General features: G+C 56.1%; 5 protein-coding genes, 2 tRNA genes, 6 rRNA genes and 1 pseudogene (1 of these 14 running past the window's edge). 10 read left to right on the forward strand and 4 right to left on the reverse strand.

Features of this window, described 5'->3' with window-relative positions:
• The 8 genes from QCL51_RS00590 to rrf (QCL51_RS00625) all read left to right on the forward strand — a co-directional run.
• Positions 1 to 458 (forward strand): 23S ribosomal RNA (locus QCL51_RS00590); it begins 2,435 nt to the left of the window's first position.
• A 130-nt stretch (positions 459 to 588) separates the two neighbouring features.
• Positions 589 to 704: ribosomal RNA gene (gene rrf, locus QCL51_RS00595) — 5S ribosomal RNA — on the forward strand.
• Positions 705 to 1,152: 448 nt separating this feature from the next.
• A 16S ribosomal RNA gene (locus tag QCL51_RS00600) occupies positions 1,153 to 2,689 on the forward strand.
• 77 nt (positions 2,690 to 2,766) lie between these two features.
• A tRNA-Ile gene (locus tag QCL51_RS00605) sits at positions 2,767 to 2,843 on the forward strand.
• Between the two features lie 6 nt (positions 2,844 to 2,849).
• Positions 2,850 to 2,925, forward strand: a tRNA-Ala gene (locus QCL51_RS00610).
• Positions 2,926 to 3,159: 234 nt separating this feature from the next.
• Positions 3,160 to 6,052, forward strand: a 23S ribosomal RNA gene (locus QCL51_RS00615).
• Positions 6,053 to 6,182: 130 nt separating this feature from the next.
• Positions 6,183 to 6,298 (forward strand): 5S ribosomal RNA (gene rrf, locus QCL51_RS00620).
• 109 nt (positions 6,299 to 6,407) lie between these two features.
• Positions 6,408 to 6,523: ribosomal RNA gene (gene rrf, locus QCL51_RS00625) — 5S ribosomal RNA — on the forward strand.
• The 16S, 23S and 5S rRNA genes sit together here with 2 tRNA genes alongside, the layout of an rRNA operon.
• Positions 6,524 to 6,589: 66 nt before the next feature.
• Here the strand turns inward: rrf (QCL51_RS00625) and QCL51_RS00630 are convergent.
• Positions 6,590 to 6,938 (reverse strand): annotated as a pseudogene (locus QCL51_RS00630) (TonB-dependent receptor); the annotation flags it as partial.
• Between the two features lie 333 nt (positions 6,939 to 7,271).
• Entirely contained in the window at positions 7,272 to 7,961 is a 690-nt protein-coding gene (locus QCL51_RS00635; protein ID WP_103468999.1) for a GntR family transcriptional regulator, read from the reverse strand.
• 203 nt (positions 7,962 to 8,164) lie between these two features.
• On the opposite strand from QCL51_RS00635, the gene lapG reads away from it, so the two are divergent.
• Both lapG and lapD read left to right on the forward strand, forming a co-directional pair.
• A complete protein-coding gene (lapG, locus tag QCL51_RS00640) occupies positions 8,165 to 8,926 on the forward strand; it encodes a cysteine protease LapG (protein WP_172402884.1) in 762 nt (253 codons plus the stop codon).
• Positions 8,927 to 8,936: 10 nt separating this feature from the next.
• Positions 8,937 to 10,883, forward strand: coding sequence for a cyclic di-GMP receptor LapD (lapD, locus tag QCL51_RS00645; protein ID WP_338444515.1), 1,947 nt, complete (start codon positions 8,937 to 8,939; stop codon positions 10,881 to 10,883).
• Positions 10,884 to 11,039: 156 nt separating this feature from the next.
• Here the strand turns inward: lapD and QCL51_RS00650 are convergent, their stop codons facing one another.
• Together QCL51_RS00650 and QCL51_RS00655 are read right to left on the reverse strand one after the other, a co-directional pair.
• Entirely contained in the window at positions 11,040 to 12,416 is a 1,377-nt protein-coding gene (locus QCL51_RS00650) for an HlyD family type I secretion periplasmic adaptor subunit (protein ID WP_021785125.1), read from the reverse strand.
• A complete protein-coding gene (locus tag QCL51_RS00655) occupies positions 12,406 to 14,562 on the reverse strand; it encodes a type I secretion system permease/ATPase (RefSeq protein ID WP_021785124.1) in 2,157 nt (718 codons plus the stop codon). Before QCL51_RS00655 ends, QCL51_RS00650 begins: the two co-directional genes overlap by 11 nt.
• Positions 14,563 to 15,283 lie beyond the last annotated feature (721 nt).

Below are 15,283 nucleotides of genomic sequence, written 5' to 3' on the forward strand. Positions count from 1 at the left end.
GATAACAGGCTGATACCGCCCAAGAGTTCATATCGACGGCGGTGTTTGGCACCTCGATGTCGGCTCATCACATCCTGGGGCTGAAGCCGGTCCCAAGGGTATGGCTGTTCGCCATTTAAAGTGGTACGCGAGCTGGGTTTAGAACGTCGTGAGACAGTTCGGTCCCTATCTGCCGTGGACGTTTGAGATTTGAGAGGGGCTGCTCCTAGTACGAGAGGACCGGAGTGGACGAACCTCTGGTGTTCCGGTTGTCACGCCAGTGGCATTGCCGGGTAGCTATGTTCGGAAGAGATAACCGCTGAAAGCATCTAAGCGGGAAACTTGCCTCAAGATGAGATCTCACTGGGATCTTGAATCCCCTAAAGGGCCGTCGAAGACTACGACGTTGATAGGTTGGGTGTGTAAGCGCTGTGAGGCGTTGAGCTAACCAATACTAATTGCCCGTGAGGCTTGACCATATAACACCCAAGCAATCTGCTACGCAGATTGTGGTGGTGAAGACGAAAGACCCGAAAATTCGTAAGACCACAAATATCGCATATCCGGATTCGCTGGGCTGTCCATCTGGACATTCTGGCTACAGAATTTCTTGACGACCATAGAGCATTGGAACCACCTGATCCCATCCCGAACTCAGTAGTGAAACGATGCATCGCCGATGGTAGTGTGGGGTTTCCCCATGTGAGAGTAGGTCATCGTCAAGATTCATTTCGCAAAACCCCTATCTGCACATGCAGGTAGGGGTTTTGTCTTTAAGTAGAAGCTCATGCTTCGTCCTGGTTGGCCGCAAGGTTAGCCAGCTGTAGTTAAAAGGTGGTTGACAGTGTTTTTGAATGCTGTATTATTCACCTCCCGCGACGAGAGATCGAAGCGAGTTAAGTGTTTGAAGCTAAACGAGTTTCTCGCAAAAACTTCAAAATAAACGCTTGACAGGCTCTGAGGAAAGCGTAGAATGCGCGCCTCGGTTGAGACGAAAAGCTCTTAACCAAACGCTCTTTAACAAATCGAATCAAGCAATTCGTGTGGGTGCTTGTGAGTACGGACTGATAGTCAAAAAGATTATCAGCATCACAAGTGGCCATGCGAGAAATCACATAGTCATTTGAGATTGCTGAGCCAAGTTTAGGGTTTCTTAAAAACCCAAGCAGTATTGAACTGAAGAGTTTGATCATGGCTCAGATTGAACGCTGGCGGCAGGCCTAACACATGCAAGTCGAGCGGATGACGGGAGCTTGCTCCTTGATTCAGCGGCGGACGGGTGAGTAATGCCTAGGAATCTGCCTGGTAGTGGGGGACAACGTTTCGAAAGGAACGCTAATACCGCATACGTCCTACGGGAGAAAGCAGGGGACCTTCGGGCCTTGCGCTATCAGATGAGCCTAGGTCGGATTAGCTAGTTGGTGGGGTAATGGCTCACCAAGGCGACGATCCGTAACTGGTCTGAGAGGATGATCAGTCACACTGGAACTGAGACACGGTCCAGACTCCTACGGGAGGCAGCAGTGGGGAATATTGGACAATGGGCGAAAGCCTGATCCAGCCATGCCGCGTGTGTGAAGAAGGTCTTCGGATTGTAAAGCACTTTAAGTTGGGAGGAAGGGCAGTAAGTTAATACCTTGCTGTTTTGACGTTACCGACAGAATAAGCACCGGCTAACTCTGTGCCAGCAGCCGCGGTAATACAGAGGGTGCAAGCGTTAATCGGAATTACTGGGCGTAAAGCGCGCGTAGGTGGTTTGTTAAGTTGGATGTGAAAGCCCCGGGCTCAACCTGGGAACTGCATCCAAAACTGGCAAGCTAGAGTACGGTAGAGGGTGGTGGAATTTCCTGTGTAGCGGTGAAATGCGTAGATATAGGAAGGAACACCAGTGGCGAAGGCGACCACCTGGACTGATACTGACACTGAGGTGCGAAAGCGTGGGGAGCAAACAGGATTAGATACCCTGGTAGTCCACGCCGTAAACGATGTCAACTAGCCGTTGGAATCCTTGAGATTTTAGTGGCGCAGCTAACGCATTAAGTTGACCGCCTGGGGAGTACGGCCGCAAGGTTAAAACTCAAATGAATTGACGGGGGCCCGCACAAGCGGTGGAGCATGTGGTTTAATTCGAAGCAACGCGAAGAACCTTACCAGGCCTTGACATGCAGAGAACTTTCCAGAGATGGATTGGTGCCTTCGGGAACTCTGACACAGGTGCTGCATGGCTGTCGTCAGCTCGTGTCGTGAGATGTTGGGTTAAGTCCCGTAACGAGCGCAACCCTTGTCCTTAGTTACCAGCACGTAATGGTGGGCACTCTAAGGAAACTGCCGGTGACAAACCGGAGGAAGGTGGGGATGACGTCAAGTCATCATGGCCCTTACGGCCTGGGCTACACACGTGCTACAATGGTCGGTACAGAGGGTTGCCAAGCCGCGAGGTGGAGCTAATCTCACAAAACCGATCGTAGTCCGGATCGCAGTCTGCAACTCGACTGCGTGAAGTCGGAATCGCTAGTAATCGCGAATCAGAATGTCGCGGTGAATACGTTCCCGGGCCTTGTACACACCGCCCGTCACACCATGGGAGTGGGTTGCACCAGAAGTAGCTAGTCTAACCTTCGGGAGGACGGTTACCACGGTGTGATTCATGACTGGGGTGAAGTCGTAACAAGGTAGCCGTAGGGGAACCTGCGGCTGGATCACCTCCTTAATCGACGACATCAGCCTGCTGATGAGCTCCCACACGAATTGCTTGATTCATTGTCGAAGACGATCAAGACCCTATATAGGTCTGTAGCTCAGTTGGTTAGAGCGCACCCCTGATAAGGGTGAGGTCGGCAGTTCAAATCTGCCCAGACCTACCAATATGCGGGGCCATAGCTCAGCTGGGAGAGCGCCTGCCTTGCACGCAGGAGGTCAGCGGTTCGATCCCGCTTGGCTCCACCACTTGCTGTACCTTGATCAAACTCAGAAATGAGCATTTGTATCGAATGTTGATTTCTGACTTTTGTCAGATCGTTCTTTAAAAATTCGGATATGTGATAGATATAGACTGAACACCAGTTTCACTGCTGGTGGATCAGGCTAAGGTAAAATTTGTGAGTTCTGCTCGAAAGAGCAACGTACGAATTTTCGGCGAATGTCGTCTTCACAGTATAACCAGATTGCTTGGGGTTATATGGTCAAGTGAAGAAGCGCATACGGTGGATGCCTTGGCAGTCAGAGGCGATGAAAGACGTGGTAGCCTGCGATAAGCTTTGGGGAGTCGGCAAACAGACTGTGATCCAGAGATCTCTGAATGGGGGAACCCACTCAGCATAAGCTGAGTATCTTGTACTGAATACATAGGTGCAAGAGGCGAACCAGGGGAACTGAAACATCTAAGTACCCTGAGGAAAAGAAATCAACCGAGATTCCCTTAGTAGTGGCGAGCGAACGGGGACCAGCCCTTAAGTTGGTTTGAGATTAGTGGAACGCTCTGGAAAGTGCGGCCATAGTGGGTGATAGCCCCGTACACGAAAATCTCTTATCAATGAAATCGAGTAGGACGGAGCACGAGAAACTTTGTCTGAATATGGGGGGACCATCCTCCAAGGCTAAATACTACTGACTGACCGATAGTGAACCAGTACCGTGAGGGAAAGGCGAAAAGAACCCCGGAGAGGGGAGTGAAATAGAACCTGAAACCGTATGCGTACAAGCAGTGGGAGCCTACTTTGTTAGGTGACTGCGTACCTTTTGTATAATGGGTCAGCGACTTATATTCAGTGGCGAGCTTAACCGAATAGGGGAGGCGTAGCGAAAGCGAGTCTTAATAGGGCGTTTAGTCGCTGGGTATAGACCCGAAACCGGGCGATCTATCCATGGGCAGGTTGAAGGTTAGGTAACACTGACTGGAGGACCGAACCGACTACCGTTGAAAAGTTAGCGGATGACCTGTGGATCGGAGTGAAAGGCTAATCAAGCTCGGAGATAGCTGGTTCTCCTCGAAAGCTATTTAGGTAGCGCCTCATGTATCACTGTAGGGGGTAGAGCACTGTTTCGGCTAGGGGGTCATCCCGACTTACCAAACCGATGCAAACTCCGAATACCTACAAGTGCCGAGCATGGGAGACACACGGCGGGTGCTAACGTCCGTCGTGAAAAGGGAAACAACCCAGACCGTCAGCTAAGGTCCCAAAGTCATGGTTAAGTGGGAAACGATGTGGGAAGGCTTAGACAGCTAGGAGGTTGGCTTAGAAGCAGCCACCCTTTAAAGAAAGCGTAATAGCTCACTAGTCGAGTCGGCCTGCGCGGAAGATGTAACGGGGCTCAAACCATGCACCGAAGCTACGGGTATCATCTTATGATGATGCGGTAGAGGAGCGTTCTGTAAGCCTGTGAAGGTGAGTTGAGAAGCTTGCTGGAGGTATCAGAAGTGCGAATGCTGACATGAGTAACGACAATGCGAGTGAAAAACTCGCACGCCGAAAGACCAAGGTTTCCTGCGCAACGTTAATCGACGCAGGGTTAGTCGGTCCCTAAGGCGAGGCTGAAAAGCGTAGTCGATGGAAAACAGGTTAATATTCCTGTACTTCCAGTTATTGCGATGGAGGGACGGAGAAGGTTAGGCCAGCCTGGCGTTGGTTGTCCAGGTTTAAGGTGGTAGGCTGAAATCTTAGGCAAATCCGGGATTTCAAGGCCGAGAGCTGATGACGAGTTGCCTTTAGGCGACGAAGTGGTTGATACCATGCTTCCAAGAAAAGCTCCTAAGCTTCAGATAACTGGGAACCGTACCCCAAACCGACACAGGTGGTTAGGTAGAGAATACCAAGGCGCTTGAGAGAACTCGGGTGAAGGAACTAGGCAAAATGGCACCGTAACTTCGGGAGAAGGTGCGCCGGCGAGGGTGAAGGACTTGCTCCGTAAGCTCATGCCGGTCGAAGATACCAGGCCGCTGCGACTGTTTATTAAAAACACAGCACTCTGCAAACACGAAAGTGGACGTATAGGGTGTGACGCCTGCCCGGTGCCGGAAGGTTAATTGATGGGGTTAGCGCAAGCGAAGCTCTTGATCGAAGCCCCGGTAAACGGCGGCCGTAACTATAACGGTCCTAAGGTAGCGAAATTCCTTGTCGGGTAAGTTCCGACCTGCACGAATGGCGTAACGATGGCGGCGCTGTCTCCACCCGAGACTCAGTGAAATTGAAATCGCTGTGAAGATGCAGTGTATCCGCGGCTAGACGGAAAGACCCCGTGAACCTTTACTATAGCTTTGCACTGGACTTTGAATTTGCTTGTGTAGGATAGGTGGGAGGCTTTGAAGTGGGGACGCCAGTTCTCATGGAGCCATCCTTGAAATACCACCCTGGCAACTTTGAGGTTCTAACTCAGGTCCGTTATCCGGATCGAGGACAGTGTATGGTGGGTAGTTTGACTGGGGCGGTCTCCTCCCAAAGAGTAACGGAGGAGTACGAAGGTGCGCTCAGACCGGTCGGAAATCGGTCGTAGAGTATAAAGGCAAAAGCGCGCTTGACTGCGAGACAAACACGTCGAGCAGGTACGAAAGTAGGTCTTAGTGATCCGGTGGTTCTGTATGGAAGGGCCATCGCTCAACGGATAAAAGGTACTCCGGGGATAACAGGCTGATACCGCCCAAGAGTTCATATCGACGGCGGTGTTTGGCACCTCGATGTCGGCTCATCACATCCTGGGGCTGAAGCCGGTCCCAAGGGTATGGCTGTTCGCCATTTAAAGTGGTACGCGAGCTGGGTTTAGAACGTCGTGAGACAGTTCGGTCCCTATCTGCCGTGGACGTTTGAGATTTGAGAGGGGCTGCTCCTAGTACGAGAGGACCGGAGTGGACGAACCTCTGGTGTTCCGGTTGTCACGCCAGTGGCATTGCCGGGTAGCTATGTTCGGAAGAGATAACCGCTGAAAGCATCTAAGCGGGAAACTTGCCTCAAGATGAGATCTCACTGGGATCTTGAATCCCCTAAAGGGCCGTCGAAGACTACGACGTTGATAGGTTGGGTGTGTAAGCGCTGTGAGGCGTTGAGCTAACCAATACTAATTGCCCGTGAGGCTTGACCATATAACACCCAAGCAATCTGCTACGCAGATTGTGGTGGTGAAGACGAAAGACCCGAAAATTCGTAAGACCACAAATATCGCATATCCGGATTCGCTGGGCTGTCCATCTGGACATTCTGGCTACAGAATTTCTTGACGACCATAGAGCATTGGAACCACCTGATCCCATCCCGAACTCAGTAGTGAAACGATGCATCGCCGATGGTAGTGTGGGGTTTCCCCATGTGAGAGTAGGTCATCGTCAAGATTCATTTCGCAAAACCCCTATCTGCACATGCAGGTAGGGGTTTTGTCTTTAAGTAGGAACTACAGATATTCGCAGGCGCGCCCGAAGGACGAGCCAGCACACAGAATTTCTTGACGACCATAGAGCATTGGAACCACCTGATCCCATCCCGAACTCAGCAGTGAAACGATGCATCGCCGATGGTAGTGTGGGGTTTCCCCATGTGAGAGTAGGTCATCGTCAAGATTCAAACCCAAAGCCCCTGTCTGCGATGCAGACAGGGGCTTTGTCTTTTATGGGTTTCAATATCGGTTAGAACTGATAACTGGCCGTGGCGCTCACATTGCACTCTTTACCCATGTAGCAGTAGTTCAGGCTGACACATGAGGTAATGTAGCGTTCATTGGTAAGGTTGTTGGCGTTCAAGCGCACATCCACACCTAGCAGGACGACCTGGCCCAGGTCATAGCCGATCGAGGCGTCCAACAGGGCGTAGGAAGGCACCTTCATGCTGTCCCCCACTTCTCGCCCCCCCCGCCCAGCCGCAGACCATCCAGGGCCCCTAGCGGCAGTCGGTTCAGAGCGTGAGCATCTGTTTCGGCGCCTGAGTAGGCGAATTACCCTTGTCGCCCAGCACCAGGCTCGGCAATAACTTGGAATACCTGCTGCCGTCGGCCAGCTGAGGCTCACGCGACAGGGTATAGCCAGTCCTCGCGCTACAGCGCGTAAAAAGGCAGTGGGTGCATTCAGCTGCAATTGTTCAAGCGTTTTAGCAAGCTCACGGAGGTGTACTGGGCCAAATCTGCCGTTTCGGCTGTGTTGCAGAGCCAAGTATGCAACCAGTCATGGTGGTCACTTCAGAGCGTTTGCACGGACTCGTTGTTGGGCATGGGGAGGGTGCAGGCATCCGTGCGCATGAATGATATGTAGTCTCATTTTTTGCAGGCAGTACTAATTTGCAATCCATCAACTCGCGCGTAAGGCCGGTATCAGGCTAACGCCCCACGTGCGTATCCAGGTAATTACGGATCACCCGCGCCCCGCCATTGAGGTGCCGTTCCAGCACCGCTACCGCTTCGTCCACCAGCTTGTCGCTGGCTGCATCTACCAGTGCGTTGTGATCGTCCTGAGTGAGCTTGCCCAGGCCCATGGACGAAAGATGGAAGCGCAGGAAGCGTTCTTCCTCGTTCAGTTCGTTCTCGATAAGGCGCAGTAGTTTCTTGTTCGGCGCCTTGCTGTACAGCGCCATGTGGAGCAGGCGGTTGAGGCGGCCAATTTCGGTGTGGCTGGTCTCGTTCTCCAGTTGCTGGATATACCCGCGGGCGCTGGCGATGTCGCTGGCATCAAGCAGCGGGATAGACTGGCGCAGCGCCTCGCTCTCGAGCAATACGCGAAGGGCATAGGTGTCCACTGCATCCTCGCCGATCAGCGGTGCAACGACGGCGCCCTTGTGCATCTCCACTTTCAACAGGGATTGCGCTTCGAGCTGGCGCAGGGCCTCGCGCACGGGCATGCGACTGACGCCGTACAAGGTGGCGAGCTCTTGTTGGCGAACTGCAGTACCAGGCGGCAAGCGACCATCGAGAATGGCGCTGCGCAGGCGTTCTTCGATCACGCCACGGGCCTGATGCGGCAACAACTGCTCGCTGGCCAGCACATCACTCAATTTGATTTTCTTGGCCACGCTACGCCTGCCTCAACGATGACTATATTGGATCCAATAACGCTAGTAACAGCTTGTGAGGGTGTCAAACCTGCACCCACACTGGTACGGGCGCCCCAAAAGCGCGGCTATGGTGGAGGAAGTCGCACGTCAAAGAAAGCTGCCTATAGAAAGATGTAAGTAGAAAGTATAGGTGGGCTGACAGCCGGGTGCGTGATTGCAGGTTGCCATTGTCTTTTGCTGTGGCAGGCCCCACCATCGCTGCTTTCGACTGGTCTGAACAGGGCTTCGCAGTGGCGATATCCTGCTTGCTCAAAACCGTTGTGCGACATGTCGGCTTTGCCGCGCTGCTGGGCAGTCTTCTGCTGGGCGGCTTGCACGCGGATTGGGATTTCTCCCAGATCAGCCGCAAGTCGCAGGCCCTGTACGGCCCACTGGGTGCCGGACAAGGCCGCATCGATGCCTGGCAGAACCTGATGGCCACGCAGAAGCAGGGTACTGAGCTTGAACGGTTGCAAGTGATCAACCGCTTCTTCAACCAGCAATTGCGTTATGTCGAGGATATCGATCTGTGGCATGAGGTCGACTACTGGGCCACACCTGTGCAGGCACTGATCAAAGGTGCAGGGGACTGCGAGGATTACGCTATTGCGAAATATTTCAGCCTTCGGCGCATGGGAATCCCCAGCGAAAAACTGCGCATCACCTACGTCAAGGCGCTGCGGCAGAACCGGGCACACATGGTCCTGACCTATTATTCAAGCCCACAGGCCCAGCCTTTGGTGCTTGACAGCCTGATGGATGCCATCAAGCCGGCAAGCCAGCGTACTGACCTGCTACCGGTGTACGCCTTCAATGGTGAGGGGTTATGGCTGACGGGCGCAGCAGGGAACAAGAAGGTTGGTGATACCAAGCGGCTGTCACGCTGGCAGGATTTGTTGAAGAAAATGCAGGCCGAAGGGTTCCCGGCCGAGCCGGTTTACTGAAGGAGCACAGATGTCACTGTTCAAACAATTGCTGTTGGCCATTTGCCTGTTCCTGGTAGTCGCCTTCAGTGGCAGTTTCATGGTCAGCCTGGAAAGCTCGCGCAGCCAGTACGTCAACCAGTTGCGCTCGCACGCTCAGGATGCGGCCACTGCGCTGGCGCTTTCGCTGACGCCGAATATCGACGACCCAGCGATGGTCGAGTTGATGGTCAGCTCGATCTTCGACAGTGGTTACTATGCAAGCATCAAGGTTGTCGATCTGGGCTCCAATGCCGTGCTGGTGGAGCGTCTCGCCGAGCCAGATCCTGGCGGTGTCCCGCTTTGGTTCGTGCACCTGATCGGCCTAGAGGCCGCCGGCGGCGATGCAATCGTCAGCCGTGGCTGGCAACAGGCCGCGCGCGTTGAAGTGATCAGCCACCCGATGTTCGCCATTGCCAAGCTTTGGCAAAGTGCCTTGGGCAGCCTCGGTTGGTTGCTGTTGTGCGGTGCGGCCAGTGCCGTGCTCGGTGCCTTGTTATTGCGCCGTCAGTTGAAGCCGCTGGACTACATGGTCGAGCAATCCCACGCCATTGCCCGCCGCGAATTCCTCAGCCTCCCAGAGTTGCCACGCACGCCGGAGCTACGCCGCGTGGTGCAAGCGATGAACCAGATGGTCGAGAAGCTCAAAGCCCTGTTCACCGAGCAGGCCGAGCGCAGTGAACGGCTGCGGGCGGAGTCCTATCAGGACAGCCTGACCGGGTTGTCGAACCGCCGCTATTTCGAAATGCAGCTGAACACTCGGGTAAGCAACCTGGAAGACGCGCGCGCCGGCTACCTGCTTTTGTTGCGGGTTCAGGGCCTGGCCGGCCTTAACGCCCGCCTTGGCGGCCAGCGTACTGACCAGTTGTTGCAAGCGGTAGGTGAACAGCTGCGCCGTACATGTGCCAGCTACCCAGAAACCAAAGACCTCATTTCCCGCAGCCGCGGCGGCGAGTTTGCAGTGCTGGCACCGGGCATGGTGCATGAGGAGGCAGTACAGCTTGCCCAGGCTCTGGAGGCAACGTTGCAGAGCCTGCACGAAACAGGTGCCAGTGATATCGACCCGGTGGCATGTATAGGCCTGGCGCCATTCAGCCCTGGTGATTCACCGCAGGCGTTGCTGAAGCTCGCCGACGAGGCTCTGGCCCGCGCTGAGAACCAGCCAACGCCAGGTTGGGTATGCCTTGAGCAAGGTGTTGCCGCGGTTGCTGCGGACAGCCAGCATGCCTGGCACAAGCGGCTCGATCAGGCGTTTATCAATGGGCATTTCGAACTTTTCTTCCAGCCCGTGATGGATTGCGCTTCCTCGCAACAGATACTGCATCACAAAGTCATTTCGCGTTTGCAGGATGGCCAGGGTGAAGCCTTGCCGGCGGGCCGCTTCCTGCCTTGGCTGGAGCGCTTCGGCTGGATGCCGCGGCTGGATGTGCTGGTGCTGGAGAAAGTGTTGGCGCACCTGCGAGGGCATGATCAGGTGGTGGCGTTGAACCTGTCCGCCGCCACCCTGGCCGACCCCAAGGCTCTTCAGCGCGTTTTCGAGCTGCTGGGCCAGAACGCGGCGCTTGGCCCGCGGCTGGTATTTGAAATTGGCGAGGAGCAGTTGCCTGAGCAGGCAGCATTGGAGCAACTCACCCGGCGCCTGCATGGGCTTGGCTTCGGCCTGGCGTTGCAACGCTTTGGCGGGCGCTTCAGCATGATAGGTAATCTGGCGCACCTAGGCTTGGCGTACCTGAAGATTGACGGCAGTTACATCCGCAACATCGATCATGAGCAGCACAAGCGGCTGTTCATCGAAGCGATACAGCGAGCGGCGCACAGCATCGACCTTCCGCTGATTGCCGAGCGAGTCGAGACGGAAGGGGAACGGTTGGTGTTGCAGGAGATGGGAGTGGGCGGGATTCAGGGGCAACTGGTGGGTGAGCCTGCGCCCTGGCGCTGAACGTCTTTTCGTGCCCCGCCGTAGAAGCGACCTAGAGCCGGAAAAGGGGCGCGGAACGGCCCCAGGATTCACGTAGCGATACACGGGGCCGCTTGTGCAGCCCCGTCGCGATACAAGGCCGCTCCTGCAGCAATGGCGAAACCAGCAGGCCGGCTATCACCGCTCGCGCAGCGCTTCCGAGCGCGCTTTCATGATCGGCTTGAGCAGGTAGCTCATGATGGTCTTCTTGCCTGTCATGATATCCACCGTCGCCACCATCCCCGGGATGATCAGCAGTGGCTTCTCGTCAGTCCCTAGGTGGCTGCGATCAGTGCGCAGCTTGATCAGGTAATACGTAGTCTTCTTGTCTTCATCGGTAATGGTGTCGGCGCCAATCTGCTCCAGCTTGGCCTTGAGCCCACCGTAGATGGTGTAGTCATACGCGGTGAACTTGACCGTCGCTTCCTGGCCAGGGTGCAGGAAGGCGATGTCTTTGGGCAGGATCTTAGCCTCGATGACCAGCGTGTCGTCCAGTGGCACGACTTCGATGATATCGCTGCCTGGCTGGATTACCCCGCCAATGGTGTTCACAAGCAGTTGCTTGACGATACCTCGCACGGGCGAAGTGACCAGTGTGCGGTGCACCCGGTCGTCCAGCGCTTTGCTGGTGGCAGTAGCCTTGTTCAGTTCGGTGCGTGCCTCGTTCAGTTGGGTCAGCGCTTCACTTCGAAACTTGCCACGAGTCTCTTCGATCTTGCTTTGCACCTCGCGGATGGCCGCCTCTGCGCGTGGGATCGCCAGCGCAGTGGAATCCAGCTGACCGCGGTTTTCCACTTCAGCACGGCGCAGGCGCAGCACTTCAACCTGGGAAATCGCGCCGGTTGCCACCAGCGGTTCGGACATACTGATTTCCTTGCGCAGCAGCGCAAGGCTGTTGGCGTACTGGGTGCGCTTGGAACTGTATTCGCGCAGTTCCTGCTGGCGTTGGACCAACTGCTCTTGCAGGCCGCCAATTTCGTCCTGCAGTTGCTGGCGCCGGCTCTGGTACAGCGACTCTTCATTGGCCGCCTGGTTTGGCGCGGCTTTACGCAGCTTCTCGTCGATTACCAGCGGGATGTCCTGGACCTCGGCACTCAAGCGTTCGACCCGCAGGGCCATGGCCAGGCGGTCAGCCTCGGTTTCACCTACGTTGGAGGCGAAGCGGGTTTCATCCAGGCGCAGTAATGGCTGGCCCACTTCGACGATCTGCCCCTCCTTGGCGAAGATTTCGGCAACGATTCCGCCCTCCAGGTTCTGGATCTTCTGCACCTTGGAAGACGGAATGGCCTTGCCTTCACCCCGGGTAACTTCGTCGATGGGCGCAACGCTCGCCCATACGATCAAGAACACGAAGAACAGGATCACGCCCCAGATGGTCAGTCGAACCACCCGCGGCGCATCTTCGATCAGGGCTTTGTTTACCTCGGGCAGCGGCTGGCCGCCAAGCGAGTCGCTGCCTTTGAAATAGCGCCGCAGGCCGTCCTTGAACTGCCCAATATCCAGCTTATGCAACACTGATCTGCCCCTTCTTCAGTGCATCCATGACCGCGGCTTTCGGGCCGTCGGCGACAATCTGCCCGCGATCGATCACGATCAGCCGGTCTACCAGCGACAGTAACGAGGCACGGTGCGTGACCAGCAGTACCGTCTTGCCCTCTACCACCGCTTGCAGGCGCTGCTTGAGGCGTTCTTCACCGGTGTTGTCCATGGCGCTGGTCGGCTCGTCCAGCAGCAGGATCTGCGGGTTGAGCAGCAGCGCACGGCCCAAGGCGACGTTCTGCCGCTGTCCGCCGGACAGGTTCTGACCGCGTTCACCCACTTGCAGCTCGTAGCCGTCGGGGTGCAGCCGGGCGAATTCATGTACACCCGCCAGTTCAGCGGCCTGCAGGATCAGTTCGTCCTCGATGTAACGGGCGCCGCTGACTAGGTTGTCACGCAAGGTGCCGGCGAGCAGCTGAATGTCCTGTGGGACGTAGCCGATATTGTGGCGCAGTTCGCTGACATCGATCTGGCGAATGTCGACGCCATCGACCAGCAGCGAGCCACCGTCGGCCTCGTACAGGCCGACGATGAGCTTGGCCAGCGAGCTCTTGCCCGAGCCGCTGCGACCGATGATGCCGACTTTCTCGCCAGGGCGGATGGTCAGGTTGATATTCTTCAGGGCCAGGTTCTGCTGGTTCGGATAAGTGAAGTCGACCCCGCGGAACTCCACGCTGCCCTGCAGCACCTTGCGGCTCAGCGGGCGTTCTTCGAAGTTGCGCTCTTGCGGCAGATCCATCATGTGGTCGGTGGAGACCATGGTTACCTTGGCTTGCTGGTAGCGGGCGAGCAGGCCGTTGAGCTGGCCCAAAGGGCCGAGGGCGCGGCCGCTGAGCATGTAGCAAGCCACCAGGCCGCCCATGCTCAGGTTGCCATCTATGATCAGGTACACGCCGACGCAGATCATTGCCACGCCTGCCAGTTGCTGGATCAGCAGGGTGATGTTCATCGCCAGGCTCGACAGCACTTTCACGCGCAGTTCCAGGCGGCTCAGGGTGCCGAGGGTTTGCTCCCACATGTACTGGCGTTCGCTTTCGGCGTTGTTGACCTTTACCGCATCCAGACCTGCCAGGGTTTCGATCAGGCTGGACTGGCGCTCTGATGCCAACGCCATGGTCCGCTCCATGGTCGCCATCAGTGGCCGCTGCAGGGCGTAGCCGATACCCAGAGCCAGCGGGAAGGCGATGATCGGAATCCACACCAGGTGCCCGCCAATGATGGCGATGACGATCAAAATCAGGATGGTGAAGGGCAGGTCGATCAGGCTGGTCAGGGTCAGCGAGGCGAGGAAGTCGCGCAGGCCCTGGAACTCGTGAATGTTCTGGGCAAAGCTGCCGACCCGCGCCGGCCGGTACTTCATCGACATGCCGACGATACGTTCAAACAGCGTTGCCGAGATGATCAGATCGGTCTTCTTGCCGGCCAGGTCCAGGCACAGGCCACGCAGGCCTTTCAGGATCAGGTCGAAGATGTACGCGCCGGCGATACCGATGGCCAGTACCCAAAGCGTCGAGGTGGCCTGGTTTGGCACCACCCGGTCATACACGTTCATCACGAACAGTGGCGCGGCCAGGGCGATCAGGTTGATCACCAAGCTCGCGGCGATGGCGTCGATATACAACCACTTGCTGCGCAGCAGGGTGTCGCGGAACCACGACTTCGCGCGTGGGATGAGGTTGCCGTGGTTGACATCGAACTTGTGCTGAGGCTGCGCGAAGAATACTCGGCCGCTGTAGTCGCTTAGCAGTGCTTCGCGGCTGACGTGCACCTCGCCACCGTCGCTTTCGCTGAGTAGCAGGCGCGCGGTGTCTTCGTTCTCCCAGCCGAGCAGGACGGCGCTGCGGCCCTCCTTCAGCAAAAGCATGGCCGGCATGGCGATACTCGGGATCTGCTCCAGCTTTCGCTGAAGAACGCGCCCCTGCAGGCCGGCCCGGGCCGCGGCGCGAGGCAGCAGTTCAGGGCTCAGGCGCTGGGCGGGTAACGGTAGGCCTGTTGTCAGCATGACCCGGCTGGCGGGCTTCTGATGCAGGACACACAGGCTCAACAGACTATCCAGCAGGGGATCGTCATGCTGACTGCGTGGATCGTGGCTGAGTTGGACTCGACTGACTTCGGATTCCACGCGGCGCTCTCTTCATCCTTGTGGTGGGTAGGGGGTGTGCCGTCGTTAAGGTCAGGCCGGCTCACCCTGGCTCTCTTTGGTGCTGTAAAGCTGTGCTGATAAGGGGACTCACGCCCCGATGCTTAAGCAACTTGCCAATGGTCGCCTTGAATCGGTGTTGAGTAAACAATTCTACGTGCTTCATATGCACCATACGCAGTGGCGCAATGATTGTTTCATTTTTGAGCCAGCCATCATCCGGCTTGACGTCAACTGCAGCATAGCCTGCGACCCAGCGACGGGATGCAAGGGCTTAGGGTTTCAGCTTAGTTATTGTCAGTAAACAGGCGCTGGTTTGTTGGCGCAAATCTGTGGCTTGTTAGTCAAAATTCATCTATAGAAAACAGATCCTCTGCCTTCTTGCATTCAATAATCGTAAGCGATTCCCGGTGGTTGGGAGGCCAGTATTCGCGCACTCGTCCGTCATCTCTTTGATTTGTGACAAATCGCTGCTCGTGGCTGGCGCAGATTTGAAAACCTGGTGTGCCCCAAGCGAGCACGCACCCCCGGCTTTGCTGGTTATCGACCTCTGCCTGGCCGCATTCCGGCAAGGTTTGTGCTTATTCGACAATCAGAGTCCGGCAATTGGCCGTGACCTGAATTTTGACGCCGGTAACGCTGACATTGCCCACCGAGGACGGCATGATTTACGGCTGCCAAGGTGTATGAAAAAAGTGCCGTG

The sequence above is a fragment of the Pseudomonas sp. LTR0 genome, from assembly GCF_036630035.1.
Classification (GTDB): Bacteria; Pseudomonadota; Gammaproteobacteria; order Pseudomonadales; family Pseudomonadaceae; genus Aquipseudomonas; species Aquipseudomonas putida_Y.

Bases quoted from the DNA above. Each gene is read 5' to 3' on its own strand.
- lapD (WP_338444515.1), top strand. From the start codon at position 8,937: ATGTCACTGTTCAAACAATTGCTGTTGGCCATTTGCCTGTTCCTGGTA.